This window comes from Pseudoalteromonas sp. 2CM39R (genome assembly GCF_023161845.1).
Genome location: NZ_JALNTM010000016.1, coordinates 66,730 through 93,312 on the forward strand (window position 1 = coordinate 66,730; position 26,583 = coordinate 93,312).

Genomic DNA, 26,583 nt, shown 5'->3' on the forward strand with positions numbered 1-26,583 from the left:
CTTTAACTTGCCATCGCATTGTCGACGTAATCTTCGACCATATCTGCAAAGTCTTGATCAACAATACCTAGCTCAGCAAAGCACAGCTCTTTAATTTTGAACCACTCACTTGAATATTGTTGGTGACGGGCATAGTCCACAGCACTTTCTGCACATTTTAAGATCGCGTACGCCATACGTTGTTGTTCATCATTGTTTTGCTCTAAAAAGTGCGTGTTATGATGATTTAAAATAACGTGACAAAGTGGCTTAGGTAGGTGCCAAGATACCGAGATAAAATAGCCAATCACCGCATGATCGCACTGATAACGAGCCTGTTCTAGGTCGGTAATCGCATACTCTTTAGCTAAATTTGCTTGCTTAAGAACCTCAACATAATCTTTAAATTTTAATGCCATAGCCGCAATACCGACATTATGAAAAAGCCCTAATGAATAAAGCTCGTCCACTGGCATTAATGACTTATAGCTGTTACCAAGCTGCACACAGGCATTCGCAACTTCAACCGACTCATCCCAAAAGCGCTCTAGGCTAATGCAGGCATTGCCTTTAAAATTTTGCTTAAGCAGCGCCAAAGTTACTAACTGGTTAAGCTGATCTAACCCTAAAAACATCGCCGCTTGGCGTATATCACTAATGGTGCGTTGTAAGCCAAACACCGGGCTGTTTATTGTTTTTAATAATAAAGCTGAAAGACTGATGTCTCTTGATATTAGCTGAGCTATTTTATCTAAGCTTGCATCCGACTTTTGCATTTCATCAGCAATTTGGCTCAATAGTTCAGGTTTTGGTGGAATATGAAAACCGCGTTCAAGCGAAACTAGGCGTTGTTCATCTAAGTTGATCATTTGCCCAAGAGCCTCCGTTAATAAGCAACGAGCAATTTAATAGTTTAGATGGGTAAAATACCCTAAGAACTTTACCTTAGTATTGTTTGAGATCAATGTGTTGCGAAGAAAGGAAGTTAATTAATGAAAAGCTAACACGGCACATTATGGCAGGTTGCTATAATAATATGCCGTCTTTTTGAAGATTTGCTTAGTGAGCAAGTACGCTTAGCCACTCATCAGGGTTTGCTAAAATGAACTCAAATACATCGTTGTTATTTAAAGTAATACGAATTCCATCTGCTGTAATTGGTATAATACCCGCGCCTTTTCCTGAACACTTATCAACGTTATTGATGTGCGCACGTGAAAGTGTGTATGGACCTAAGCCTAACTCTTTATTAAACGGTTCAAAAACAATTTCTTGTTCCGTAACTAAAAGCTTACCATCCGCTTTTGCGACACCTGATTGAATAGTTGCTATTGATTCTTTGACTGTTTGCGCGTGCATATCCTTTACTCCACCTAACAAATGAGTGTGGCTTACACTCAATTAAATCATAAAAATTGCGTACCAACTTAAGATACAACAAGTATGAAAAAAGTACAAAGCAATTGATTTCAAACTTTTTATAAAGAGCTTATTATTCGCTTTAAGTTATTTTTACCTTAGTTGTTAAGGTTTTTTATCCTCACAAAAAGCCATTCTGAATTGAGCCCTTTCTTATGTGAACGAAAAAAATACTGCTATGCTTAAAATAACAACAGGATAGGCGCCGTAGACTGATGACAAAAGCACTGCAGCAAACTAAAAACAAGTTGAAAGTGAATGCAATTATCGTGATTGCATTAGTAACATCGCTTACTGTTACCTCATTATTCTTTTACAAAAATGTCGACTCACAATGGCATGACTATTCAAAAACCGCCGCTAACGTTTATGTATTTCACGACAAGCTAATACAAAGACTCGGTTATGGTGGCTTTATTCACCATTTTAAAAACCTAGTGCTTAGAAAAAATACAGAACTGTATCTTCCGCCCATTGAAAATGAACTCATCGAAATAAAAGAGATTCTTGCCAAACTTGGCGCAATAAAAGAGTACGACAAAACAGCACTTACTGACGTTAAAAAAACGGTTATTGAATATGAAGATAAACTCGATATTGTTATAAGAATGATAGCTAATGGCGCAACAAGCGAGCAGATAGATACTAAAGTAAAGGTAGATGACACAGCAGCACTAAAGGCACTTGCCGCGTTCGAGCAACATGTAAACTTTATGCTTAAAGATAAAAGCATCGCCATTGATGAAAATTTCCAAATTGCTTACATCGTGCATGTGCTAACAATCATATTGCTCACCAGCATATTGCTTATTTACTTTAGAAAGCTATCAAACTCATATAAACAACAGATTGAGCTCACTGAGCGTGCGGTAGAAGGAGCGAGAATAAAATCAGAATTTTTAGCTAATATGAGTCATGAAATACGCACCCCACTTAATGGCATTATGGGGCTTTTACAAATTTTGCAGCCGAACATTCAAAAACCGAAAAATATAGAAGTTGTTTCTAAGGCACTGTTTTCTTGTCGATCACTCCTTACCATTATCAACGATATTTTAGACTTTTCGAAAATGGAGGCGAACGAGCTTTATATTGAACAGGTAGATTTTTCGATGTCGAAGGTTGTTGAGTCGATCAATTCTGATTTTCTGCCGCTTTGTAACGAAAAAGCAATCGAACTAAACATAGATATAGACGATGACGTTGAAGATTTATGGATAGGAGACCCAGTTCGGGTTCGACAAATTATTTTAAACCTGGTTTCTAACGCCGTTAAATTTACCGAGCAAGGTGGCGTGCAAGTAAAAATTAGTAAATCTTCGCAAAGCCAAAAACAAGGTGTTGAGATAGAAGTGATTGATACCGGCATTGGTATGAATAAAGAGGGTTTAATGCATCTGTTTAACCGTTTTCAGCAAGCCGATAACAGCATAACGCGGCGTTTTGGTGGGACAGGATTAGGAATGTCGATCACCGCTAATCTCATTAACCGTATGAACGGCCGTATTGATGTAGACAGCGCGCTCGGTAAAGGCACTCATTTCACGGTTTATTTACCGCTCAAAGTCTCTGAAAAGCAACACTTAAATGATAGCTTTACTGATGTAACCACACCTGACTTATCGGCTAAAACACTATTGATTGCTGAAGATAACCCACTCAATACTATGATCATCAAATCAATGCTTGCAGAAACCAACGCAGATCTTCATTTTGCAAAAGATGGCGCTGAAGCAGTCGAGCTATTTAAACAACTCAGCCCCATTTTAGTTTTAATGGATATACAAATGCCAATTATGGGGGGGATAGAAGCCTGCTCACATATTCGTAGTATTGATAAAGAGGTGCCTGTTATTGCTTTAACTGCCAATGTGATGAAAGAAAATATAATCGAATACATGAACTGTGGTTTTAGTGGCCATGTAGGCAAACCCATTGAAAAGCATTTACTATTTAAATCACTGCATGATGTTATTGCTGTTAGCCGCGACGAACTGGTGGATTAAGTTATTGTAAAAAAGTAATAACCCACTGATTTTTAATTATTTGAATATACCAAGTTTAAAAATTTATTTAATATTTTCAACTAGTTGAAGTTATAATTTTCTGCTAACACCCTCATCCATAGCGCTGTACAAATCTTGTTCTATTTTGATTGACTTAACTAAAAAGATCCCTCATAGTCGAAAAAATCATCAGTACACATTACACCTAATTATAAAACCAAGTAGCAACTAAAATGCTATCAACCAAAATGTGGAGGAGATGCGTTATGAACCGTAAGTCAAAATTAATCTACCGTATTATGTTGGCCTCTAAGCTTCATAGCCGTAATAAAGAGATATCACTCGATACATTAAAACAAGGCTGTTGTCTAAGTGACTCTGAATTACTAACCATTATAAAAGAGCTAGAAATTAAAAAACTGATCAGCTGGGATGCCAGTAAATCTACTTTTATGATTTCAGCCTAGCTCGGCACATTTAAACGACAGCTTAGCTTTTTCTTGCTGTCGTTTTACATATTTCCCCACCCTATTTAATCATTTAAGTATTTAGCCCCCATCCAACTATAATTAAGCGTACTATTGCTATTTAATCGATTATGTAACCACATTGTGAATACGTATGCATTTAATTGTAAATATAAGACACCCATCTTAATTTCTATTACTCCACAGAGTAAACCTATAAATGTAAATATAAGACACCCATCTTAATTATCTTAATTTCTATTACTCCACAGAGTAAACCTATAAACAAAACAACCTCTAACTAGACACCCAACTTAAAATTTCTCACTTCTCAAAATTATGACTAAACTTAAATTGTTCAACTCATGGAGGAGAAGAGCATGGCAACCCCACGTAGAAACTTAATTAGCGTTTCAAACACACCTTACTATCACTGCATTTCACGTTGCGTTCGTCGCGCTTATTTGTGTGGACAAGACCCACTAACGGGTCGTTCATATGAACATCGGCGCGATTGTGTAAATATAAGACACCCATCTTAATTATCTTAATTTCTATTACTCCACAGAGTAAACCTATAAACAAAACAACCTCTAACTAGACACCCAACTTAAAATTTCTCACTTCTCAAAATTATGACTAAACTTAAATTGTTCAACTCATGGAGGAGAAGAGCATGGCAACCCCACGTAGAAACTTAATTAGCGTTTCAAACACACCTTACTATCACTGCATTTCACGTTGCGTTCGTCGCGCTTATTTGTGTGGACAAGACCCACTAACGGGTCGTTCATATGAACATCGGCGCGATTGGGTTGAAAACAAACTACTTCAACTTGGCCGGATATTTTGTATTGATATTTGTGCCTACGCTGTTATGAGTAATCACACTCATCTAGTCCTGCACATCGATATAGCAAAAGCTAAGCGTCTAAATAATAAAGCAATTCTTATTAGATGGCACAAATTATTCAAAAGTACATTTCTTTGCCAACGATTCTTAAATGGCGATTTGCTAACACAAGCTGAACTCGCTGCGGTTAATACCAGAGTAAATTTATACCGAGAACGGCTCAGCAGTATTAGTTGGTTTATGCGAGTTCTTAACGAGGGTATTGCACGAAAAGCGAATCTAGAGGATGAATGTAAAGGACGATTTTGGGAAGGTCGTTTTAAATCACAAGCTTTACTTGATGAAGCAGCACTTGCCGCTTGCCTTGCATATGTTGATTTGAACCCTGTAAGAGCAAAAGCGGCTGATTTACCTGAGCAATCTGACTACACCAGTATTAAATCTAGAATTAATGCAGCTCAAAATAATAAGCAACCGAAATCACTTATGCGCTTTGCAGGTAAACCACGAAAACATATGCCTAAGGGACTACCATTTGAACTCAAGACATATCTGCAACTTGTAGATTGGACAGGCCGTTCAATACGACAAGATAAGCCAGGGAAAATCCCAGAAGATGCGTTACCAATACTTGAAAGACTAGGTATTTGTACTGACAACTGGCTCACACTCACCACGTCCTTTACCCGCTCATTTAAAAATACTGCAGGTAAAGAACAAGCAATCACAGCTTATACAAATCATATGAAACGAAAACGAAGAAGCTCTATTAGCACTAGTCGTGCACTATTTGCCTAAACCGAAACTCGAAAATGTTTAAAGTAGCCTGCATTTGGACTAAGCTTGCCCGAAATCAGGCACTAATCAGACAATCACTACTGAATCATAAAAACATAACATTCTATGCACAAACCAATTGAGTAGATTAATTTAGAATGACTAAGCAAGTCGCTTTTAGAGCTTGCTATTAAGAGTATTTACTATAGTGGGTGTCTTAATAGTTTTTATAGCCTGTACCTGACTAACAGTGTCTCCTTCAAATCAATCATGTACATAAAAACGAAGTTCACATTTTTAATGTGGGTGTCTAGGTAACTCTTTTTTAATGTGGGTGTCTAATTAATTCTAAAGTGGATGTCTCGATAACTTAAAAATAAACAACATACTTAAAGTTAAGTTTAATTAATACAGAATAAAAAAGAGTTCTAAAGAAAGCTTTAAAATGGAATTTAAATGAAGAAAGTCACCCAAAGAAGATTTTGGGTGGCAGTCTTACCAGCCGCATCTCGGCACACACGTCACACGCTGTGGCTGCTCCCTTCCGGGCCTGACCAGGTTCACCTGCTAGTGTTGCGAGAGGACCAATAAGACTACCATTGAGGGCCTTGTTTGGCGCGGGAGGGATTATCTCTACTTTTAGCCTGTTATTCAAGGGGTATTCGAAAAAGAAAGTGCGATTGCATACTTGGTATACAATCGCACTGTAATTAAGGGGGTTATCGCTTACTTTTCAAGTTCAGCTTTAATGTTGCGCAGCGCAGCTTTTACTTTTTTCATATTTTCTGGGCCCATACGCAGTAATTGTTTTTGCGCATCAGGTAGGTTTTCCCACTCAGAATAAGCATATTGATACGTAACTGAGTTGCGAACAAGTGGCATATCACCTTTTGGCTCTGGCGTATCAAGCAGTACGTCAATAGCCTCTTCTAGCGTGCCAGTGAATGCATCACCTTCGTAGCCAATTTCTGCATAAGCTTCGTTGATAAGTGGTTTGTATTCATCGTACATACGAATAACTTGAGCAGCGCTAAGGCTGGTAAATAGTTTTACGTATGGCGTGTAGCGCTCATAGCTATTTGGGTCGATTGTTAAAATGTCGCCCTCAATAACTTTAAATGATTCTTTAGGGCGCTCTACAGGTGCATGGCTTAATGCCACTTTACCTTTTGCGATGTTATCAACATACACAACCCCGCGACGAATAAGGTCATCGGTCACCATTAAGCTCATCACTTGGTCACTTAGTAACTCATCCATGCGAGCAACAACGACTTCATCGCTTTCATTTAACGTTGGTAGTGGCTCAACTTCCGGAACTGGCTCTGGAGTGCGCTCTGGAGCAGTATCCACTACAACAGGTTCTGGCTCAGGCTCTGTTACTTCAGGTTCTGGTTCAGGCTCTTGATACTCAACAACTGGCGCTTCTTCTGCAACAATATCTTCAACAACTTGCACTGGTTTATCTTCAGGCTTCAATAAAATAAACGCTGCCACACCTGCAACAAGGATAAGCACAACCACCGCAAAAATCAGGTTGTTATTTGATGAACCCTTTTGTACTTCAGGCTCTGACGAATGCTCTGACATAGACACTCCCTTAAAAATAAAACAGATAAAAATACGAAAAAACCATTTAGCCTTGAGCTAATCTTTGCTTCTTCTAGCTTAAAGACTTACAGTTGATAAATAAAGTAAAGACGCACAACTATTTAAATGCAACCATGAGCAGTAAGTTAAAAAAAACACAACACTCTAAAATCGCTTTATTACTAACAGGTGGTGGCGCACGAGCGGCTTATCAAGTTGGTGTGCTTAAGGCGATAACGCAAAGCATGCCTCGTACAGCACCGCTGCCCTTTACTATTATTAATGGGACATCCGCTGGCGCAATTAATTCCGCAGCGTTAGCATGTTATGCATCCTGTGCGCATTTAGCATGTAAAAAACTTGAATGGGTGTGGAAAAATTTTTCGACCTCTCAGGTTTATAAAAGCGACTTTTTAAGTGTGTTTTTGCATATTACTCGCAACATGCTCACAAGTTTTCAATCTGAACATATTAATCACCCACCAGCGAGTTTACTGAACAATAAACCGCTGAGAAAACTGTTGCACGAAATACTCGATTTATCGCGTATCGAACGAAATCTACATAAAAACTACCTAGATGCAGTATCGATTACAGCTTCGAGCTACACAACTGGTGACTCTGTCGCATTTTTTCAGTCACTTACACAAAAACCGTGGCGCAGAGCAAAGCGTGAAGGGCAAGCAACCCGCATTAATGTTGAGCACTTAATGGCATCGAGCGCTATTCCTATGGTATTCCCAAGCGTGAATGTTTATAACCACTATTTTGGCGACGGCTCTATTCACCAACTTTCGCCACTGAGTCCGTCCATTCACTTAGGTGCAGAAAAAATCTTTATTATTGGTGTTGATGAGCCAAAAGAATTGCATCCGCCGGGTTACCAGCCTCATTACCCGGGCCTTTCTAATATTGCAGGTCACTTACTCGATAGCGTATTTACCGACACGCTACAGTCTGATTTAGAGCGTTTAGAGCGTATCAATCGCACGCTAAGCCTGTTACCTGCCCGCGACAAACACCAAGAGTTAAAACAAATCGAAACTTGCGTGATCAACCCATCGCAAAACTTTAATGCAATCGCAGCTCAGTTTTATGATGACATGCCCATGGCAATCAAAGTGTTACTACGCATGATAGGTGTGAAGAAACGTTCGCAATCGAGTTTAACGAGCTACTTACTGTTTGAAAAACGTTATACCCAAAAGCTCATTGAAATTGGCTACCAAGATGGCCTTAAAAAGCTACCTGAAATTCGTAAATTCTTAGAGCTGGAGTAGCTAATAGCTACTCCATACCGTCGAGTAAAAACCTCTCTACCCGCTCTACTCGGCGAGGTTTGCCTTGCAACACTAAAATGTCGCCTGCCAATAAAATAGTTTGTGATGAAGGTTCGTCAATTTCTCGGTCTTGTCGGCGCAGTGCTCTAACCGACACACGGCGCTGCTCAAGTTTAAGCTCACTAATTTTCTGATTAACCGCATAAGCGTGTTCTGGCAGAGCTATAACATGTAAATACTCAAGCCTATCTGAACTTGCCTCTTCGCCATCGAGTTTATCGCCAGTGAAAAAGCCATTTAAAAACTTATAACGATTGCGCCGCTCTTTACTTACTCGGCGTATGATCCGTGTCATCGGCACGCCAGACATATAAAGCACATGCGAAACTAGCATTAGGCTTGCTTCGAGTGTTTCAGGCACAACCTCAGTAACACCGAGCTCTTTAAGCGTTTCCATTTCGGTATCATCGCGCATTCGTACCAGTATCTTAACGTCAGGGGCTATTTGTTTGATGGCATCAACAACAATTTGCGTTTGCTCAAAATCGGTAAAGGTAATAATGACTAGCCTTGCCCGCTCTACGCCCGCCGATTTTAAAATATCTTTTTGGTTCACATGGCCAAATATAACCGGCTCGCCTGCCGCTTTTGCTTCTTGCAATAAGATAGGGTTACTTTCAACCGCTACGTATTCAATCGCTTCTGGTTTTAAAAAGCGTGCTACGGTTTGCCCAACACGAGAAAAGCCACAGATCACAATATGATTTTGATACAAGGGGCTACTTGTCGCAGGCTGCTGCCAATACTGTCCTGCATGACTTAAAAGGCCCATTTTTTCGAGGATTAGCGGTGTTTTTTCAATTAGGTAAGGCGTTAGCGCCATTGAAAGTACGCCAACTGCTATTAAAAATGAAGCTTGCTCTGAGCTTATTAACAAGTGCTGCGAAGCAAGTGCAATTAACACAAAGCCAAATTCCCCCATTTGCCAAAGCATAATACCCGCCGATACCGCATCTTGCTTACGCTCACCCATCACTTGCGCAGAAATAGCAAGCACCGCAATTTTGAATAGCAATAAGCCAATTAATACCGCGATGATCCAGTACCAACTATTAAGTACATAAAGCACATCTAACTGCATACCGACGGTAACAAAGAATAGTCCCATCAATATATCGCGAAACGGCCGAATATCGGCTTCTAGTTGGTGACGATAATGGCTTTCTCCTAACATCATGCCGGCTAAAAAGGCGCCTAACGCCATCGATAAACCAAATAGATAAGTCAGGCCTGCGGCAAACAAGGCAACCAATAAAGTCGTTAGCATGAATAGCTCATCGGTTCTTACCAGCGCTATTTCGCTAAACACTTTAGGCAAAATCCATTTACCTATGCCAAACAATAAAATACACACTAAAGCGCCTTTAGTAAGTGCAAAAGCCAATGCTCCTGCAATTTCTTCAGAGCCACTTTGTGCTAGTAAAGGATAAACTATGAGTAGAGGGACAACAGCAATATCTTGAAATAGCAACACCCCTATTGCCAACTGGCCGCGGCGCTGGTTTAAATCTCCAGACTCTTTAAGTAACTTAACCACCACCGCCGTTGAAGACAGCGCCATTAAACTGGCGATGGTAAAACTATTCAAAAGGCTGTGCTCTAACAGCAGTAAAATCAGCATAAATACAATGCTGGTCACCACAACCTGTAAGGAGCCAAGGCCAAAAACAATATTGCGCATCGCCATTAAACGCGGCAATGAAAACTCAAGCCCTAAACTAAACAGTAAAAATACAATGCCGAGTTCGGCAACAAAGTGCATTTCGTGGCTTTGCGCCATCCAGCCAATACCATGACTCCCCGCCAACACGCCCGTAGCAAGATAAGCAAGAATAGGTGGTAAACCAATTCGTTTGAAGAACCAAACAAATAATACGGCAGCGACGAGCAAGCCAAACACTTGAATCAGCACATTTTGCAAGCAATAAACTCCCTTCTACTTGATGATAAAGCTGTACCCTCCCTTAAATATAGCAACCATCTGTTTTTCAGCCAGTTTAAAAATGTGGCACAAATCTCGCTAAGTATGAGTATCTAAACACTCCGGGGGGAGAATTATCATGGAAAATGTCCATATTTTGACGCAGCGGGTGTCTGCGCGAGGCGAGTTTCTGCCGTTTTCGGCAGAGCATTACCGAATAAATGAAACAAATAGTCCACATGATTTGGTCGCAAGGTTACAAACTACGTTATCAATCGAAGAAATTTTGACAATTTTTGCCGAACACGCAAAACAACTGATCAATTTATCTGGATTACAGTTCCAATCTGCACTCGGAGTGTCACAAAGTGCTGGCAGCGATACCAGTCAAACACCGTACTCTTTTGATTTAGATATCGAAAGTGAACGCTTAGGGCAGTTAATTTATTTTAGCCAGTTCCCTATGGGTAAAGCGATTGAAGCAAAATTAAAGCAGCTTCATACAGCACTCGTTTACCCATTACGTAATGCGCTTATGTATACCCGCGTATTACGTTTAGCGACTAAAGATGCGCTAACAGGCTTAAACAACCGTAGTCAATTTAATGACAGCTTGGCACAAAAGCTAGAACGTTGTCGCCGTCAGCATCGTCCATTTAGTTTAATGCTGCTTGATTTAGATAACTTTAAACAAGTTAACGATAACTTTGGTCATAAAATTGGCGATGATGTACTGCAAGAATTTGCTAATGTATTACGCACTAGCGTGCGTGGCACTGACTCAATTTTCCGCTTTGGTGGAGATGAATTTGCATTATTAATCGACGACCCTGAATTCACCACTAATAAGGTAATTGCTGATCGTATTATGAGTTTGGTTGCTAGCTCAGGGTTGATGGCTCAATATGATGTAACAGCAAGCATTGGTTATACACTCGCCAATAACCAAGACTGCGAAAACGAAGTGTTTGCCCGTGCTGACAAAGGCCTTTATAAGGCAAAAGCAGCAGGAAGAAACTGTGCAAGAGCTTACTAATTGAGTAAAAGCCTAGCATCCCCCGCTAGGCTTTTTTGTTTATAAATTTATAACCAAGTAATACTAACCAAAAACCAGCGAAGAAGCCGCTTAATAAGTAAAGCAAGGCAGCCATGGTGGTAAGGGGCGATACCATCACTAAAGCCAACGGCGTAAGTACGCCTAGAATAAAGAAAATACCGCCTTTGCCTGACCAGTAACCTAGCAGCAATAATGAGCAAACTAAGCCGCCAGCTAGCGCATAAAAAAGTGTATTTATTGTCAGCTCTGCATAAGCAAAACCGGCAACTACAGCTACTAGCACCGACAACATAAAGCCAAGTGGTGCCTTATTAACTAGTGATAAACCAACATGTGGTTGTTCACTCATAGATTGTCTCCCATAGAATTCCATCTTCAACACTGTGCTGCTCACTAATAAAGTAGCCAACGACTTGCACAAGTTGATCGTTATAAAAAATTAGTGGTGTTTGTGCACGTAACCAAGGAGCTACTTTGGCATCTTTAAACCAATGCTTTAAAGTATTTGAACCGGGTTTATGCAAAGGTTTTATACGCGCTTGTGGCTTATTAAATTCAACCCTTACTTGCTCATCCGGCTTTGGTTTTCTAATACCCTTGCCCGTTTTCACTATTAGTTTTCGGCCATCAATCAGTTCAAAACTCTGTAAAGCAATATTCATCGCCTCAGGAATTGCCTGCTCTTTTACAAAGTACCAATGCTGCTGATGCCGACGAACATCGCCGCTTTGCAAACAAATTTTTAACTGGGCATCGGCTTTTGCTGTTAAGCCTTGTTCAATAATTTGCTGTAGCTGATTCTCAGAAGGTAGTTGATGGGTAAACTGGTTCAGCCACGCACGTACAAGGTTTGCTTGCCTGGGCTTACTAAACCCCGAAATTGCCTCGCAGCTTAAACCACCCTGCTTATTTTGGCAGTGTGTAAGGTCGCTTTGAGTATATTCATCGAGCAGTGATTGCTGCTTTTGTAACAGCCGAATACTGCGCGCTGCACTTTTTTCAAACCCTTGAAAACGCTCCGTTAAAATAGGCAGAACCTGATGACGTAAAAAATTGCGGTCAAAGCGCTCATCAACATTTGAATCATCGGTGATATGGGTAATAGCAAATTCATCGGCAAATTGTTCAATTTGCTCACGAGTGATATTAATCAGCGGTCTAAAACATACTCGCCCAGACGCTAACAATCGCGTTTGTGGCATCGATGCTAAGCCTTGCAAGCCTGAGCCGCGCTTTAGACGAAGCAAGAAGGTCTCAAGTTGATCATTTAAGTGCTGACCAAGCAGTATCACACTACCTGATATACAGTTTTCGTCGAGTGCTTGGTATCTTGCTTCTCTTGCTTGTGCCTCAAGTGATGTACGCGAGCACTGATGAATTTCAACGTGCACCGCTTTAAATGCGACATCGAGCTCTTCACATAGCGATTGGCAAAACCCTTGCCACTCATCGGCATACTTGCTCAAGCCATGATTAACATACACAGCTTCAATTTTAAGTTCTGAGTGCTGCTGTTGAGCTTGCTTCATTAACTGTAACAATACAACCGAATCAACACCGCCAGATAAGGCAACGCTAAAGCAACTTTGCTGAGCGTTCAGCAAAGGCTGCAATTGTGCTAAAAAATGGTGGTATAAGTCTGATGTTTGCATTAAAAACCAATGAGTATACAAGCGTCTGTGTTATCGGCATTATAAAACAAAAAAAGCCGCAAAAGCGGCTTTTTTCAATTTTAAGCTGTGTTTAGCAATAGCCAAACGACATTAAACGTTTGTAACGCTGATCAAGCATTTCATCTAGTGAAAGGCCTTGTAAGTCAGCTAGGTCACGCTTAAGTTGGTTTTTAAGGTTACGCGCCATCGCATCGTAATTACGATGTGCGCCACCAAGTGGCTCATCAATTACGTTGTTGATTAAATCAAGCTCTTTAACACGTGCAGCTGTTACACCCATTGCTTCTGCAGCTAATGGTGCCTTGTCTGCGCTTTTCCATAAAATTGATGCACAACCTTCTGGAGAAATTACAGAGTAAGTGCTGTATTGCAACATGTTAACGCGGTCGCCCACACCAATTGCTAATGCACCACCAGAACCACCTTCACCGATAACAGTACAGATAGTTGGTACTTTTAACGCGGCCATAACTTTAAGGTTACGCGCAATTGCTTCACTTTGACCACGCTCTTCAGCGCCAACACCTGGGTATGCACCTGGGGTGTCGATAAATGTCATAATTGGCATTTTGAAACGCTCAGCCATTTCCATTAGGCGTAATGCTTTACGGTAACCTTCTGGCTTTGGCATACCAAAGTTGCGTTTAATTTTTTCAGCCGTGTCACGCCCTTTTTGTTGGCCGATAACCATCACTGGTTGACCTTCAAAACGTGCAACACCACCTAAAATAGCTGGGTCGTTAGCAAAAGTACGGTCGCCTGCTAGTTCGTCAAATTCCGTGAAAATGCGCTCGATGTAATCACGAGTATAAGGACGCAACGGATGACGGGCTAACTGAGAAACCTGCCAAGCACCTAATTCAGAGAAAATTTTCTCTTTCATTTCAGCACTTTTCTCTTTTAATCGACTGACTTCCTCTTCTAATCCAAGGTCTAATTCGCCAGCGCGGCTTACATTTTGTAATTCTTCAATTTTTGCTTCTAATTCTGCGATTGGAAGCTCAAAATCAAGATAATTGAGGCTCATGCTCTAAACTACCTAATTAATTAAATTCTAGTTCTACATCTTGCGCCGCCATCAGCGATAACTTATGAAGCAAGTCATCACTCGGCGTAACACACCATTCGGTTCCTAAGGTAATCTCAGCCAACGCATCCGGACGTTGATAGAATACTTTAATAGGACAAGTACCAAACTTATAAGGTTCCAGTACTTTTTGTAAATTATCGAAGAAGTTCGCCTCGATCTGCACCATATTCAAGGTCATTTTAATCGCTTTTATACGTTTTTCTCGCGCCTGTGCGATGGTGCATATGTCTCTAGCGGTCATTGTAATGCCACCAGAGAAGTTATCAAAGCTGACCTGTCCAGATATTACCAAGATATTGTTTACTTGCAGCAAATCTTGGTACATTTCAAACTGTTCAGGGAACAAGCGTACATCAATACGGGCACTCTTGTCATCTAAAGTTACAAGACCCCATCGATTTCCCTTTTTGTTTATCAAGGTACGGGCAGAAATCACTAAGCCTGCGGCGGTAGACTGCACATCGCGGTTAGTAGGTTGTAAATCGACTAGCCTTCCTGATGTATAATGCTTTAACTCTTTACGATACTGATTAATTGGGTGGCCAGTTAAATACAGACCTAAAGTTTCTTTCTCACCATCTAGCCACTCATTGTCGGTTAAATCTGTGGCTTTGATAAATGCTTGTTCAACTTCATCTGGCTCTGTGGCAAGTAATCCAAATAAATCTGCCTGCCCTAATGACTCAGCCTTATGATGCTGATCGGCCGCTCGCATAGCATCTTTTAAGCTTGCTAATAAGGTTGCACGGCCTGGTTGGGTTTTATCTGGGCCAAGTTGATCGAGCGCTCCGGCATAAATAAGCTTTTCAACAACACGCTTGTTTAAGCGCTTTAAGTCAACACGGGCACAAAAATCAAATAAGTCTTTAAACGGGCCACCTTCGCTACGGGCTTCTAGAATAGCTTCAACAGGCGCCTCACCAACCCCTTTAATGGCACCGATACCGTAAACAATTTCACCTTGTAGATTAACCGTAAACTTGTACTCACCGGCATTTACATCCGGCGGTAACAAGGTCAGTTTCATGTTTTCACATTCATCTACCAAGGTAACAATTTTATCGGTGTTATCCATATCCGCCGACATTACCGCAGCCATAAACTCTGCTGGGTAGTGGGTTTTCATCCACAACGTTTGGTACGATACTAAGGCATAAGCAGCTGAGTGAGATTTGTTAAAACCATAACCTGCGAACTTCTCTACCAAGTCGAAGATTTTCATTGCAAGTTCGCCATCAACTCCGTTATTAACAGCTCCTTCTTCGAAGGTTGAACGTTGCTTTGCCATCTCCTCTGGCTTTTTCTTACCCATCGCACGACGCAGCATGTCAGCGCCACCTAGCGTATAACCAGCCAGTACCTGGGCAATCTGCATTACCTGTTCTTGATAAAGAATGATACCGTAAGTCGGTTCTAGAATGGGTATCAAGCTATCGTGTTGCCACTGCACATCAGGATAAGATAACTCTTCGCGGCCATGCTTACGGTCGATAAAGTTATCTACCATGCCTGATTGCAATGGACCAGGGCGGAATAGTGCTACCAGTGCGATCATATCTTCGAAGCAGTCGGGTTTTAGACGACGAATAAGGTCTTTCATACCACGCGATTCTAACTGGAATACCGCGGTGGTTTCGGCGCGTAGCAATAACTCAATACTTGGCTTATCATCAAGTGGGATGGCGTTGATATCAACCGGCTTTTTACCCTCACGAGCTAAGCGCTCGTTAGTCATATCAATTGCCCACTGCAAGATGGTTAGTGTTCTTAGACCTAAGAAGTCAAACTTAACTAAACCCGCCGTCTCAACGTCGTTTTTATCAAATTGCGTTACCGGGAATTTACCCTCATCATCACAATAAAGAGCAGCAAAGTCAGTGATAGTGGTTGGTGATATTACAACACCACCAGCGTGTTTACCGGCGTTACGTGTACAGCCTTCGAGGATGCGACACATATCAATAAGCTCTTTGACCTCTTCATCACCGTCGTAGGCTTCTTGTAAACGAGGCTCAACATCAAACGCTTTAGCCAAGGTCATACCCGGATCGCCCGGTACTAGTTTAGAAATACGATCAACAAAGCCGTAAGGGTGACCAAGTACACGGCCTACGTCACGAATAACCGCTTTTGCAGCCATGGTACCAAAGGTAATGATCTGAGATACCGCGTCACGGCCATAAAGCGCCGCTACGTGATCAATTACCTCATCACGCCTATCCATACAGAAATCGACGTCGAAATCGGGCATTGAGATACGTTCTGGGTTCAAGAAACGTTCGAATAATAAGTCAAATTCGAGTGGGTCGAGGTCGGTGATCTTCAGTGCATACGCAACCAATGAACCGGCACCCGAACCACGCCCTGGACCTACCGGAATATTGTTATCTTTACTCCACTGAATGAACTCCATTACGATCAAGAAGTAACCTGGGAAACCCATTTGGTTGATTACGTCGAGCTCTATTTTCAGACGCTCATCATACTCGCCACGTTTCTCTTTACGCTCTTGCTCATCTGGGAATAAAAACTGTAAACGCTCTTCAAGGCCATCTTCAGAAACCTTAACCAAGAAGTCTTCAATTTTCAGTGAACCGGTTGGGTAATCTGGTAAGAAGTAAGTTCCTAGCTGCACGGTCACATTACAGCGCTTAGCAATTTCAACGGTGTTTTCTAACGCTTCAGGAATATCGCTAAATAGCTCAGCCATTTGCTCTGCTGTTTTAAGATATTGCTGCTCAGAAAAACGTTTTGGTCTACGTTTATCTTCTAAGGTGTAACCGTCATGGATTGCCACGCGGATTTCATGGGCTTCAAAGTTTTCTGGTTTTAAAAACACCACTTCGTTAGTTGCCACTACAGGTAACTGCTCTTTTGTAGCAAGCTCAACAGCTAGGTGTAAATAGTCTTCTTCTAAAGCACGTTCCGTACGAATAAGCTCAATGTAATAATGATCGCTAAAATGTTGCTTATAAAAGCTAACGACCGATTCAATAAGCCCAGGGTTACCTTTTAATAGGGCTTTACCTAAGTCGCCATCTTTAGCGCCAGATAATAAAATTAGGCCATTTTTGTGCTCCACCAGCCATTCACGGTCAACCACAGGGCGGTGAAATAGATGTCCACGCTGGTACGCTTTAGAGATCAACAAGGTGAGGTTCTTATAACCCTCGTTATCTTTCGCTAAGATGGTAATTCGGCTAGGTTCATCTTCAAATTCAGGGCTTCTTAACCAAAAGTCTGCGCCAACAATAGGCTTAATACCAGCGCCATGGGCAGCGCCATAAAAACGCACCAAACCACATAAGTTCATCTGATCGGTGATAGCCAACGCAGGCATTTGCAACTCTTCTGCTTTAGCGACAATTGGCTTAGTTTTAGCTAGGCCATCCACCATTGAGAAATCTGAGTGAACACGTAAGTGAACAAATTGTGGCGCAGGCATTACAGTTGCTCTCCTTTTAAGGCCAAAATGCGCTGAACAGGTTTAAAGCTTTTACGATGCTCTGCAATAGCACCGTATTGTTCAAGTGCAGCAAAGTGTGCCTTAGTTGGGTAACCTTTATGGCCTGCAAAACCATAGTCAGGATAACGCTTATCAAGCTCAATCATTTCATCATCACGAGCAACTTTCGCTAAAATAGATGCCGCTGAAATCTCTTCAACTAGGCTATCGCCTTTTACTACCGCCTGTGCTGGCACAGTTAATTGGCTAGGCACACGGTTACCATCAATAAAGACAAACTCAGGCTTTACGCTTAAGCCTTCAACCGCGCGGCTCATCGCGAGCATAGTGGCGTGCAAAATATTTAACTCGTCAATCTCGCTTGGACTACAACGACCAATAGCATAGCACAGGGCTTTTTCTTTTATTTCTGCAGCTAATAATTGACGTTTTTTGTCTGATAACTTTTTAGAATCTGCTAACCCTGCAATAGGCTTATTTGGGTCCAATATTACCGCAGCGGTAACAACATCACCCACTAATGGACCACGGCCAACTTCATCTACACCAGCAATATAATTAACATTCGGTCGTTCAATTTGCATTTAGTAACTCCGCGACTGCTGCTGCAGCTTGTTCATTGGCATTTAATCTAATGTCTTTATGTATGGCTAAAAAGCGCGCTTTTAGTTCGCTGTTATCAGTATTAAGCATTGGTGTTAGCGCAGCCGATAGGTTTTCAACATTACATTCAGTTTGTAAGTATTCTGGAACGAGTTCTTCATCGGCTAATAAATTAGGCAACGAGAAATACTTAATGTTAAAAGTGAATAAGGTTTTGAAAATCCAGTAACTCAGCGGCTTAATTTTGTAGCCCACAACCATCGGCTTTTTATACAGCATACCTTCAAGCGTTGCGGTTCCTGAGGCAAGTAAAATGGCATCAGCGGCTTGCATTGCAAGATTTGACTGACCATCTAATAATTGCAGTTTTAGTTCAGGGGCTGTTTTTTCTAAAATTTCACAAAACTGAGCTTTTCGTTTTTCATTGACTAAAGGCACCACAATTTTGAGTTCAGGGTTTTGCGCTTGCAGTTTAGCCGCTGTTTCAATGTATGTTTCGCTTAAAAGCCCTACTTCAGAACCTCGGCTACCTGGTAGTAATGCAAGCACTTTATCAGTTTGTGCTAAACCTAGTTGGTTACGAGCCTCGGTTTGGTCGTGCTCAAGGGCAATATCATCAGCCAAAGTATGACCCACAAACGTACAAGGTACATCGTGCTTATCGTAAAAGGCTTTTTCGAACGGTAAAAGTGCCAGCACTAAATTAGTGGCGGCACTGATTTTATGAATACGTTTTTCGCGCCACGCCCACACTGATGGGCTAACATATTGTACTGTTTTGATGCCCGCCTCTTTTAGCGGCTTTTCGACACGTAAGTTAAAGTCAGGGGCATCAATACCAATAAATACATCTGGTGGGTTGTCGATAAAATGCTGCACCAATTGTTTGCGTATTTTTAGTAGGCGCGGTAATCGGCCAAGTACTTCAACTAGGCCCATTACAGATAATTCGTCCATATCGAATAATGTTTTACAGCCAGCCGCTTGCATACGCGGGCCTGCAATCCCTTCAAATATGGCATCCGGAAAACGGCGTTTAAGTGCTTTTACTAGCCCTTCACCTAAAATATCACCTGATAACTCACCTGCCACCAAGGCAATACGTAACGGCTTTGTTTGTTCTTTCATTCGTTGATAATTCGCAACTTTTGGCACTAATAAAAACGAGTTTACCGTGTTTTAGCAGTCGGATAAATGTCACAGAGTTAATAAATACTAGAAATCGAAATTAGCCTGCCTACTTGCTCATTGGTTGAGCATTTATTTGCGTGTGTAGCCTGCAGGTTTACTAGCTACTATCTAAAAAGAGCTTAAAAAAGAATAAAATAAGCCATAGCAAAACGGCTTTTTATAACGATTAAATATTTGAAACTTTAGAGCTTTATCTCTAATCTGTAGAAAAGGTGAGCAGGATTAATTCATCTTTATTTCGTATTTTCCTATTGACTAAAATGAATACAGGTTTAATATTCACAAAGTTTCAATAATTACTGAAACTTCATAATCAATATTTGTCGTGTCTACCGCACCCGCTAACAAGGAGCTAAATAATGATAGATGAAACATTTGTGGATCTATCGCGATTGCAATTTGCAATCACTGCCCTATTTCACTTCCTATTTGTTCCCCTTACCTTAGGTATGACGTGGATTTTAGTGATCATGGAATCCGTTTACGTGATGACAGGTCGCGAAATTTATCGTGATATGACTAAGTTCTGGGGTAAGTTGTTTGGTATTAACTTTGCGATTGGTGTGGCGACAGGTCTAACCATGGAGTTTGAGTTTGGTACCAACTGGTCTTATTACTCTCACTATGTGGGCGATATATTTGGCGCACCGCTAGCGATTGAAGGCTTAATGGCTTTCTTCTTAGAATCAACCTTTGTCGGTATGTTCTTTTTAGGCTGGGAGCGTTTGAGTAAACGTCAGCATCTAGGTGCTACCTTCTTAATGGCATTAGGGACTAACTTATCTGCGCTATGGATTTTAGTAGCAAATGGTTGGATGCAAAATCCAGTAGGTGCTGAATTTAACTACCAAACCATGCGCATGGAAATGACTAGCTTTGCTGAATTGGTATTTAACCCAGTCGCACAAGTTAAGTTTATTCATACCGTATCAGCAGGTTATGTTGCAGCATCTATGTTTGTACTTGGTATTAGTAGCTGGTACATCTTAAAAGGTCGCGACCTTGCTTTTGCTAAGCGTTCGTTCTCGGTTGCTTCAGGGTTTGGTTTAGCGTCTATTCTTTGTGTTATTTTACTTGGTGATGAATCTGGCTACGAAGTTGGCGAAGTGCAAAAAGTCAAACTCGCAACTATTGAAGCTGAGTGGCATACCGAAGAAGCCCCTGCCGCATTTACTTTGGTTGGTATTCCTGACTCAGAAGAACAAGTCACCCATGCCGCTGTAAAAATCCCTTATGCACTTGGCATCATTGCTACTCGCTCTATTGACGAGCAAGTAACGGGTATTAAAGATCTTGAAAAGCAGCACGAAGAACGTATTCGTAACGGTATGATTGCATACGAATACTTAGAAAAGCTTCGTGGCGGTGAAGACACCCCAGAAAACATTGCAAAGTTCGATACCTTAAAAGACGACCTTGGCTATGGTTTGCTACTTAAGCGCTACACCCCTAATGTGGTAGATGCAACAGAAGAGCACATTCAAAAAGCAGTGAAAGACTCAATCCCTCAAGTCGGCCCTATGTTCTGGTCATTTAGAATCATGGTTGGCTGTGGCGTGATCATGCTTGGTGTATTCGTCCTCGCATTTTATTACAACGCACACCGCATTATTGAGCAAAAGCGCTGGTTATTATGGGCTGCGGTATGGAGTATTCCTCTGCCTTGGATTGCCATTGAATTTGGTTGGATTGTTGCGGAATACGGCCGCCAACCGTGGGCAATTTCGGAAATCTTACCGACCTTCTTGGCAACCTCGTCACTCACGGTGAATGACTTATTGATTAGTATTACTGGTTTCTTAGTTTTCTATACAGGTCTAGCTGCTGTAGAAGGCTGGCTGATGCTGCGCTTTATTAAACAAGGCCCAAGCTCACTTCATACCGGTAAATATCACCATGAACTTGCTAAAGCGGATTCACTTGCAAGCCAAGGAGCTCAGTCATGATTTTTGATTACGAAACACTAAAACTAATCTGGTGGCTGTTAATTGGTGTCTTACTAATTGGCTTTGCAGTAACCGATGGTATGGATATGGGTGTGGCAATTTTGCTTCGCCTAGTTGGTAAAACAGATGTTGAACGCCGTACTGTAATTAACACCATTGGCGCTCACTGGGATGGTAACCAAGTTTGGTTCATCACCGCTGGGGGCGCGCTGTTTGCGGCTTGGCCTATGGTATACGCGGCCGCTTTCTCAGGCTTCTACTTTGCTATGATGCTGGTGTTATTTGCGTTATTTTTCAGACCGCTTGGTTTTGATTATCGCTCAAAAATAGATTCACCGCGCTGGCGAAACAACTGGGATTGGGGCCTATTTGCTGGCAGCTTTATTCCCGCTTTAGTATTTGGTGTGGCATTTGGTAACTTATTACTGGGCGTGCCTTATCATATCGACGACCTACTGCGCGTAAGTTATCAAGGTTCATTCTTTGCGTTATTAAACCCATTTGCCATTGTTGTTGGCTTAGTGAGTGTACTAATGCTAGTTGGTCACGCAGGTATGTGGTTACAACTTCGTACTGATGCAGAGGTTGCTAAACGCTCAGCACAATATGGTCAATATGCACTGATGGCGTTTATTGTACTGTTTGCTTTAGCAGGTGTGTGGGTATCGCAAATTGACGGTTATAAAATCGTTAGCATGGGCGATACTCAAGGTTTTGCAAACCCGTTGGCTAAAACAGTCACGCAGGCACCGGGTGCATGGCTTGATAACTATACAAAAATGCCATTAACCATGCTGTTCCCTGCCCTAGCATTCGTGATGGCAGCACTGGCGATTGTGTTATCTAAATTACAAAAACCAGCAATGGCATTGGCTGCGTCAAGCTTAATGCTTGCAGGCGTGATCTTAACTGCAGGTATGTCAATGTTCCCGTTTGTGATGCCTTCGAGCAACAACCCAAATATTAGTTTAACTATGTGGGATGCGGTTTCGAGCCATATGACACTTAACGTGATGTTTATCGCTGCGGTTATTTTTGTACCACTTATTCTTATCTACACAACATGGTGTTATGTGAAGATGTGGCGCAAAGTAACGATTAGTGAAATTGAAAACAACACTCACGGTAGCTATTAAGGAGATTTAAATATGTGGTATTTTGCCTGGATTTTAGGTGTTCTATTAGCCTGTACACTTGGGGTGATCAACGTAATGTGGTACGAATTTCACCAACATAAAGATTCGATTGCTGATGATGAGCTAGAGCTGTACGCGAGACTCAAAAACACCGATGACAACTAAACCCCGACCAAATCGCGCGCAGCAGCAAACGCTGCGCGCTTTTTTAAAGCAGTATAGTCAGTCCGCTTCAGGGCTTCTTAAATTAAGCATTAGTCTGGGCACACTCAACGCCCTATTAATGATTGCCTCTTGTTATCTTCTTGCAAACGTGGCTCATCAAGTCATGTTTGCACAAGCAAACTTGCAAGCCGTAAGCCCATTATTATGGCCGCTGGCTGGGCTAATTTTAGTTCGTGCTTTGTTGGTTGCGCTAAGTGAACGCGTGAGTAACCTCGCCGCGTTAAAGATAAAAAACGTGATGCGTAATACACTGCTAGAAAGGCTCAGCAAACTTGGGCCAGCCTACAGTGAACAAAAAGGTCACGGCGCAACACTTAACACCTTACATAATGGGGTGGAAGCACTGCATCAATATTACGCCAACTATATTCCGAGTGTGGCTTACAGCGCGCTTATTCCATTAGCGATATTGGTGGTGATTTTTCCAACCGATTACAAAGCAGGCCTCATCTTCCTTTTAACAGCGCCACTTATCCCCTTTTTCATGATATTAGTGGGCCATAAAGCTGAGCAATTAAACCAAGAACGTTGGCAACAACTGGCAGTACTTGGTAATTACTTTTTTGACCGTTTACAAGGCCTGACTCAACTCAAGCTCTTTAATGCAACCAAGCGTGAGCTAAATAGCATCAGTCAGATTTCTGATGATTACCGTGGAGCAACCATGGGTGTATTGAAAGTCGCCTTTTTATCGTCTTTCGCCCTTGAGTTTTTAGCCACCATTAGTGTTGCCCTTGTTGCTGTAATCATTGGCTTTAGATTGTTTTTTGGTACGCTCGATTTTGCCACTGGATTTGTGGTGTTACTACTGGCTCCTGAGTTTTACTTACCACTTCGACAAATGGGCACTCACTATCATGCGAAGCTCGAAGGGATCAGTGCCGCTGCTGATATGGTCGACATAATCAATCAAAGCGACGCTGATGAACATGTCGGGTCATCTAAGCTTGAGTTACCGATAAAAGATATACAGCTGAGTGCGCTTACCTTTCACTACCCTGAAACAAACGAAGGGGTAACTGATATCAACTTAACCCTGCCAAGCACAGGCTTAATTGCCTTTGTGGGTGAAAGTGGCTCGGGTAAAAGTACCTTATTTGATTGCCTATTGGGTTTTCATCATCGGGCCAATAGTGCCATTAGCATTAACGGGCAACCACTTAGTGATACTGCATTAGCTGATTGGCAAGCAAATCTGGCGTGGATCCCACAGCAAGCCACGTTATTTTATCGGACCGTTGCAGAGAACCTGCGTTTAGCTAAACCCGATGCAAGTCAAACAGAGCTCGATGAAGCAGCAAGTAAAGCTGGAGCACTTGAGTTTATTACTGCATTACCTGATGGCTTTGATACCTTGCTAGGTGAACAAGGCGAAGGCCTCTCTGGTGGGCAAAAGCAGCGCATAGCCCTTGCCCGTGCATTTTTGAAGAATGCCCCAGTGCTGATGTTAGATGAGCCTACCGCTCACTTAGACAGCCAAACAGAGCATTTAATCAACCAAGCGATCCGCGATTATGCAAAAGACCATTTAGTACTGGTTATTGCTCACCGACTGAATACAGTTAAACACGCCGATAATATTTACGTTATGCAACAAGGTCACATTGTTGAATCTGGTCAGTACCAGCAACTGACTGAGCAAGCTGGCCTATTTGCTAAACTGGTGAGCCAAGGTGACGCCCATGCATAACTTTATACGTCTTTTAAAACTGTGCAAACCTCATGCTGGCATGCTGCTTTTAGGGGCTTTTTTAGCAAGCTTAACTGTACTCGCTAATGTGGGCTTGCTCGCTATATCTGGGTGGTTTTTAGCAGCCATGGCAGCGGCGGGCATTGCGGGTGTGCAGATGAATTACTTTACCCCAGCTGGAGTGATCCGCTTTTTAGCTATCGTGCGCACAGCGTCTCGTTACGGTGAGCGGATGATAACTCATAATGCTACCTTTTTATTGCTGAGCGAAATACGCGTAAACATGTTCAAGACTCTGAGCCAACTGAACAACGTTGACTTAGCAATGAGTCGTAGTAGCGATTTATTCAACCGGCTACAGAATGATGTCGATGCGCTGGATAAATTCTACCTCAATGTGCTGCTGCCGATTATTGTCGCCTTGATCAGCATTCCTATCGTAATGGCCTTCATGGCCATGTATAACGCTGAGGTTGCATTAGTTTGCTTTACTTCACTGATGATTATTGGCGTGCTGCTTCCCGCATTGTTAAGCCATAAGCTTCACCAACAAGCGGATACTGAAACCCAACTTTCAGCCGAGTTAAGAGCTGAACTTGCCGATACACTATCAGGTGCCAGAGAGCTTGCTGTCTATCAAGCACAGGCGGCGCAATTAGCGCATTGTGACTCACTCAGTAAACAATACAACAACCAGCTCTATAATCGCCACAAAGCCGTGGCAAATAGTAATGGTTTAAGCACTTTGGTGATCCAACTTACCATGCTGGCCAGTGTATTTATGATAATTCCACTGGTTGCAATGGGGACTATGAAAAACGTTGAACTGGCGATGCTCGCGTTATTTGTATTAGCAAGCTTTGAAACCGTGCTCACCCTGCCTACGGCATTTATTGAGTTGCCGCTTACTTTAAGTGCCGCAAAGCGACTGTTTGATCTTGAAGATAAACACAGCAGCTTAGCCGAAAAGCCAAACAACTTAGATGATCAGCTAGCAAACCAATTAGCTGACAAATCAGGGCTTGGTCTTGAGCTAAGCGAGGTCAATTACCAATACTTGGGGGCAAAAAGTAAAGCCCTTAGCAATATCAATTTTGCGATTACACCCGGCAGTAAAGTTGCCCTAGTCGGTGCTAGTGGCAGTGGCAAAACCACTCTAGTTAACTTACTGACGGGCCTTTGGCCGCTGCAATCAGGCTCATTAAAGCTCACCACCAAGCAAGATAACTTTGAACTTGAAAGCTTGAGCACTGCAACACGCTTTAAGCAGCTAACGATAGTTGCCCAGCAGCATCATATTTTTGATGGCACGCTACGTGAAAATCTTCGCTATGCAGCTCCTGATGCAACAGATAAGATGCTTATTGAGGCCTGTGAACAAGCTGAACTTGGCTCTTGGCTTAAGAACTTAAAAACCGGCCTTAATACCCGCTTAGGAACCGCAGGCAGAAAGCTTTCTCATGGTCAGTCACGTCGTATTGCCATTGCCCAAGCTCTATTAAGGCAAGGTAATTTAATCATTCTTGATGAACCAACAGAGAGCCTAGATAACAATACAAAGCAAAACTTGCTGACTACACTTGAGAAAGTATGGGCAGAGAAAACCATGTTGACCATTACCCACGACCCAGCAATGCTAAGTCGTGTTGATAAGGTTATTTGGTTAGAGCAAGGACAAGTAAGAGCCCTTTCAAGTCATGCTGAATTAATAGCTAATGAAGCCGACTACGTAGAGCTTATTACCCGTTTTTAATCGAGCTGCTCAACAGTGACGTCAATCACACCTTGCTTGACTGAGGCAATTTGTGAAAACGCCTTTTTTGATAAATCGATAATACGACCGCGGATAAATGGGCCGCGGTCATTAATGGTAACAATCACGCTTTTATTGTTAGCAATATTAGTAACTTTTACTCTGCTGCCAAAACCAAGCGTTTGATGAGCCGCGCTCAATGCCTGTTGATTAAACACCTCACCACTTGCTGTCGTTCGGCCATGATATTTATCAGCGTAATAACTGGCTTTGCCTTTTTCTATTGTTCCTTTAGATACCGAAGGCACACTACTACAACCACTTATAATTAAGCTTAATAATGCAAAAACGATGAGTTTGTTCATATTAGTAGATCCTTTTTTGCCGTGAAGATAGCAAGC

Annotated in this window: 21 protein-coding genes, 1 other RNA gene and 1 pseudogene; 11 read left to right on the forward strand and 12 right to left on the reverse strand. The window is 41.9% G+C overall.

Annotation, left to right across the window (positions count from 1 at the left end; translation table 11 throughout):
* Nucleotides 1-2: 2 nt before the first annotated feature.
* Together MTF66_RS28125 and MTF66_RS28130 are read right to left on the reverse strand one after the other, a co-directional pair.
* Nucleotides 3-848, reverse strand: a complete 846-nt coding sequence (locus MTF66_RS28125; RefSeq protein ID WP_058586257.1) for an HDOD domain-containing protein — start codon at nucleotides 846-848, stop codon at nucleotides 3-5.
* 190 nt (nucleotides 849-1,038) lie between these two features.
* Nucleotides 1,039-1,338, reverse strand: coding sequence for a hypothetical protein (locus MTF66_RS28130; RefSeq protein ID WP_248529329.1), 300 nt, complete (start codon nucleotides 1,336-1,338; stop codon nucleotides 1,039-1,041).
* A 275-nt stretch (nucleotides 1,339-1,613) separates the two neighbouring features.
* Between MTF66_RS28130 and MTF66_RS28135 the strand changes: the two genes are divergently transcribed.
* The 4 genes and pseudogenes from MTF66_RS28135 (at nucleotide 1,614) to MTF66_RS28150 (ending at nucleotide 5,522) form a co-directional block, all read left to right on the forward strand.
* Nucleotides 1,614-3,404, forward strand: coding sequence for an ATP-binding protein (locus tag MTF66_RS28135; RefSeq protein ID WP_248529330.1), 1,791 nt, complete (start codon nucleotides 1,614-1,616; stop codon nucleotides 3,402-3,404).
* 266 nt (nucleotides 3,405-3,670) lie between these two features.
* Nucleotides 3,671-3,871 (forward strand): hypothetical protein, encoded by a 201-nt coding sequence (locus MTF66_RS28140; protein ID WP_058586260.1) that lies wholly within the window; start codon nucleotides 3,671-3,673, stop codon nucleotides 3,869-3,871.
* A gap of 380 nt (nucleotides 3,872-4,251) precedes the next feature.
* A pseudogene (locus tag MTF66_RS28145) lies at nucleotides 4,252-4,392 on the forward strand (transposase); the annotation flags it as partial.
* A gap of 155 nt (nucleotides 4,393-4,547) precedes the next feature.
* A complete protein-coding gene (locus MTF66_RS28150) occupies nucleotides 4,548-5,522 on the forward strand; it encodes a transposase (RefSeq protein ID WP_248529331.1) in 975 nt (324 codons plus the stop codon).
* Between the two features lie 472 nt (nucleotides 5,523-5,994).
* Here the strand turns inward: MTF66_RS28150 and ffs are convergent.
* Both ffs and MTF66_RS28160 read right to left on the reverse strand, forming a co-directional pair.
* Nucleotides 5,995-6,091: signal recognition particle sRNA small type (ffs, locus tag MTF66_RS28155), an RNA gene on the reverse strand.
* 136 nt (nucleotides 6,092-6,227) lie between these two features.
* Nucleotides 6,228-7,091: a DUF3014 domain-containing protein gene (locus tag MTF66_RS28160; protein WP_248529332.1), complete on the reverse strand. Its 864-nt coding sequence runs from the start codon at nucleotides 7,089-7,091 to the stop codon at nucleotides 6,228-6,230.
* A 134-nt stretch (nucleotides 7,092-7,225) separates the two neighbouring features.
* Here MTF66_RS28160 and MTF66_RS28165 point away from each other — a divergent pair, with 134 nt between their 5' ends.
* Nucleotides 7,226-8,371 carry a patatin-like phospholipase family protein gene (locus MTF66_RS28165; RefSeq protein WP_248529333.1) on the forward strand — a complete coding sequence of 382 codons (1,146 nt, stop codon included), beginning with the start codon at nucleotides 7,226-7,228 and terminating at the stop codon, nucleotides 8,369-8,371.
* A gap of 7 nt (nucleotides 8,372-8,378) precedes the next feature.
* On the opposite strand, the gene MTF66_RS28170 is transcribed toward MTF66_RS28165, so the two are convergent.
* A complete protein-coding gene (locus MTF66_RS28170; RefSeq protein WP_248529334.1) occupies nucleotides 8,379-10,352 on the reverse strand; it encodes a monovalent cation:proton antiporter family protein in 1,974 nt (657 codons plus the stop codon).
* A 139-nt stretch (nucleotides 10,353-10,491) separates the two neighbouring features.
* On the opposite strand from MTF66_RS28170, the gene MTF66_RS28175 reads away from it, so the two are divergent.
* Complete coding sequence (locus MTF66_RS28175; RefSeq protein ID WP_248529335.1) at nucleotides 10,492-11,388, forward strand: GGDEF domain-containing protein; 897 nt, start codon at nucleotides 10,492-10,494, stop codon at nucleotides 11,386-11,388.
* Nucleotides 11,389-11,413: 25 nt separating this feature from the next.
* Here the strand turns inward: MTF66_RS28175 and MTF66_RS28180 are convergent, their stop codons facing one another.
* The 6 genes from MTF66_RS28180 to lpxB form a co-directional block, all read right to left on the reverse strand.
* Nucleotides 11,414-11,758 (reverse strand): hypothetical protein, encoded by a 345-nt coding sequence (locus tag MTF66_RS28180; protein WP_248529336.1) that lies wholly within the window; start codon nucleotides 11,756-11,758, stop codon nucleotides 11,414-11,416.
* A complete protein-coding gene (tilS, locus tag MTF66_RS28185) occupies nucleotides 11,751-13,061 on the reverse strand; it encodes a tRNA lysidine(34) synthetase TilS (RefSeq protein ID WP_248529337.1) in 1,311 nt (436 codons plus the stop codon). The genes MTF66_RS28180 and tilS overlap by 8 nt, the downstream gene beginning before the upstream one ends.
* Before the next feature lie 91 nt (nucleotides 13,062-13,152).
* Nucleotides 13,153-14,109, reverse strand: a complete 957-nt coding sequence (accA, locus tag MTF66_RS28190; protein WP_054553102.1) for an acetyl-CoA carboxylase carboxyl transferase subunit alpha — start codon at nucleotides 14,107-14,109, stop codon at nucleotides 13,153-13,155.
* Nucleotides 14,110-14,125: 16 nt separating this feature from the next.
* Nucleotides 14,126-17,617 (reverse strand): DNA polymerase III subunit alpha, encoded by a 3,492-nt coding sequence (dnaE, locus tag MTF66_RS28195; protein ID WP_248529338.1) that lies wholly within the window; start codon nucleotides 17,615-17,617, stop codon nucleotides 14,126-14,128.
* On the reverse strand, nucleotides 17,617-18,222 hold the full coding sequence (rnhB, locus tag MTF66_RS28200; RefSeq protein WP_055021941.1) for a ribonuclease HII: 606 nt from the start codon (nucleotides 18,220-18,222) through the stop codon (nucleotides 17,617-17,619). Before rnhB ends, dnaE begins: the two co-directional genes overlap by 1 nt.
* A complete protein-coding gene (gene lpxB, locus MTF66_RS28205; RefSeq protein WP_248529339.1) occupies nucleotides 18,212-19,369 on the reverse strand; it encodes a lipid-A-disaccharide synthase in 1,158 nt (385 codons plus the stop codon). Before lpxB ends, rnhB begins: the two co-directional genes overlap by 11 nt.
* A 422-nt stretch (nucleotides 19,370-19,791) precedes the next feature.
* Between lpxB and MTF66_RS28210 the strand changes: the two genes are divergently transcribed.
* From MTF66_RS28210 to cydC, 5 genes are read left to right on the forward strand one after another with little or no spacing between them, the layout of a single operon-like run.
* Nucleotides 19,792-21,378 (forward strand): cytochrome ubiquinol oxidase subunit I, encoded by a 1,587-nt coding sequence (locus MTF66_RS28210; RefSeq protein WP_058586269.1) that lies wholly within the window; start codon nucleotides 19,792-19,794, stop codon nucleotides 21,376-21,378.
* Entirely contained in the window at nucleotides 21,375-22,514 is a 1,140-nt protein-coding gene (cydB, locus tag MTF66_RS28215; RefSeq protein WP_055021939.1) for a cytochrome d ubiquinol oxidase subunit II, read from the forward strand. The genes MTF66_RS28210 and cydB overlap by 4 nt, the downstream gene beginning before the upstream one ends.
* 12 nt (nucleotides 22,515-22,526) lie before the next feature.
* A complete protein-coding gene (gene cydX / locus MTF66_RS28220; RefSeq protein ID WP_054553108.1) occupies nucleotides 22,527-22,679 on the forward strand; it encodes a cytochrome bd-I oxidase subunit CydX in 153 nt (50 codons plus the stop codon).
* Nucleotides 22,669-24,429, forward strand: a complete 1,761-nt coding sequence (gene cydD, locus MTF66_RS28225; RefSeq protein ID WP_248529340.1) for a thiol reductant ABC exporter subunit CydD — start codon at nucleotides 22,669-22,671, stop codon at nucleotides 24,427-24,429. Before cydX ends, cydD begins: the two co-directional genes overlap by 11 nt.
* A complete protein-coding gene (gene cydC / locus MTF66_RS28230) occupies nucleotides 24,422-26,182 on the forward strand; it encodes a thiol reductant ABC exporter subunit CydC (RefSeq protein WP_248529341.1) in 1,761 nt (586 codons plus the stop codon). The genes cydD and cydC overlap by 8 nt, the downstream gene beginning before the upstream one ends.
* On the opposite strand, the gene MTF66_RS28235 is transcribed toward cydC, so the two are convergent.
* Nucleotides 26,179-26,547 (reverse strand): septal ring lytic transglycosylase RlpA family protein, encoded by a 369-nt coding sequence (locus tag MTF66_RS28235; RefSeq protein WP_248529342.1) that lies wholly within the window; start codon nucleotides 26,545-26,547, stop codon nucleotides 26,179-26,181. The two genes, cydC and MTF66_RS28235, sit on opposite strands and share 4 nt — an antisense overlap.
* Between the last annotated feature and the right edge of the window lie 36 nt (nucleotides 26,548-26,583).

What these genes read in the sequence shown, in the direction of transcription:
- MTF66_RS28140 (WP_058586260.1), top strand. Translation starts at nt 3,671, where the DNA reads ATGAACCGTAAGTCAAAATTAATCTACCGTATTATGTTGGCCTCTAAG.
- MTF66_RS28135 (WP_248529330.1), top strand. Translation starts at nt 1,614, where the DNA reads ATGACAAAAGCACTGCAGCAAACTAAAAACAAGTTGAAAGTGAATGCA.
- cydC (WP_248529341.1), top strand. Translation starts at nt 24,422, where the DNA reads ATGCATAACTTTATACGTCTTTTAAAACTGTGCAAACCTCATGCTGGC.
- cydD (WP_248529340.1), top strand. Translation starts at nt 22,669, where the DNA reads ATGACAACTAAACCCCGACCAAATCGCGCGCAGCAGCAAACGCTGCGC.
- MTF66_RS28130 (WP_248529329.1), bottom strand. Translation starts at nt 1,338, where the DNA reads ATGCACGCGCAAACAGTCAAAGAATCAATAGCAACTATTCAATCAGGT.
- MTF66_RS28175 (WP_248529335.1), top strand. Translation starts at nt 10,492, where the DNA reads ATGGAAAATGTCCATATTTTGACGCAGCGGGTGTCTGCGCGAGGCGAG.
- tilS (WP_248529337.1), bottom strand. Translation starts at nt 13,061, where the DNA reads ATGCAAACATCAGACTTATACCACCATTTTTTAGCACAATTGCAGCCT.
- cydB (WP_055021939.1), top strand. Translation starts at nt 21,375, where the DNA reads ATGATTTTTGATTACGAAACACTAAAACTAATCTGGTGGCTGTTAATT.
- MTF66_RS28235 (WP_248529342.1), bottom strand. Translation starts at nt 26,547, where the DNA reads ATGAACAAACTCATCGTTTTTGCATTATTAAGCTTAATTATAAGTGGT.
- lpxB (WP_248529339.1), bottom strand. Translation starts at nt 19,369, where the DNA reads ATGAAAGAACAAACAAAGCCGTTACGTATTGCCTTGGTGGCAGGTGAG.
- MTF66_RS28210 (WP_058586269.1), top strand. Translation starts at nt 19,792, where the DNA reads ATGATAGATGAAACATTTGTGGATCTATCGCGATTGCAATTTGCAATC.
- dnaE (WP_248529338.1), bottom strand. Translation starts at nt 17,617, where the DNA reads ATGCCTGCGCCACAATTTGTTCACTTACGTGTTCACTCAGATTTCTCA.
- MTF66_RS28150 (WP_248529331.1), top strand. Translation starts at nt 4,548, where the DNA reads ATGGCAACCCCACGTAGAAACTTAATTAGCGTTTCAAACACACCTTAC.
- MTF66_RS28125 (WP_058586257.1), bottom strand. Translation starts at nt 848, where the DNA reads ATGATCAACTTAGATGAACAACGCCTAGTTTCGCTTGAACGCGGTTTT.
- MTF66_RS28180 (WP_248529336.1), bottom strand. Translation starts at nt 11,758, where the DNA reads ATGAGTGAACAACCACATGTTGGTTTATCACTAGTTAATAAGGCACCA.
- cydX (WP_054553108.1), top strand. Translation starts at nt 22,527, where the DNA reads ATGTGGTATTTTGCCTGGATTTTAGGTGTTCTATTAGCCTGTACACTT.
- rnhB (WP_055021941.1), bottom strand. Translation starts at nt 18,222, where the DNA reads ATGCAAATTGAACGACCGAATGTTAATTATATTGCTGGTGTAGATGAA.
- MTF66_RS28165 (WP_248529333.1), top strand. Translation starts at nt 7,226, where the DNA reads ATGAGCAGTAAGTTAAAAAAAACACAACACTCTAAAATCGCTTTATTA.
- accA (WP_054553102.1), bottom strand. Translation starts at nt 14,109, where the DNA reads ATGAGCCTCAATTATCTTGATTTTGAGCTTCCAATCGCAGAATTAGAA.
- MTF66_RS28160 (WP_248529332.1), bottom strand. Translation starts at nt 7,091, where the DNA reads ATGTCAGAGCATTCGTCAGAGCCTGAAGTACAAAAGGGTTCATCAAAT.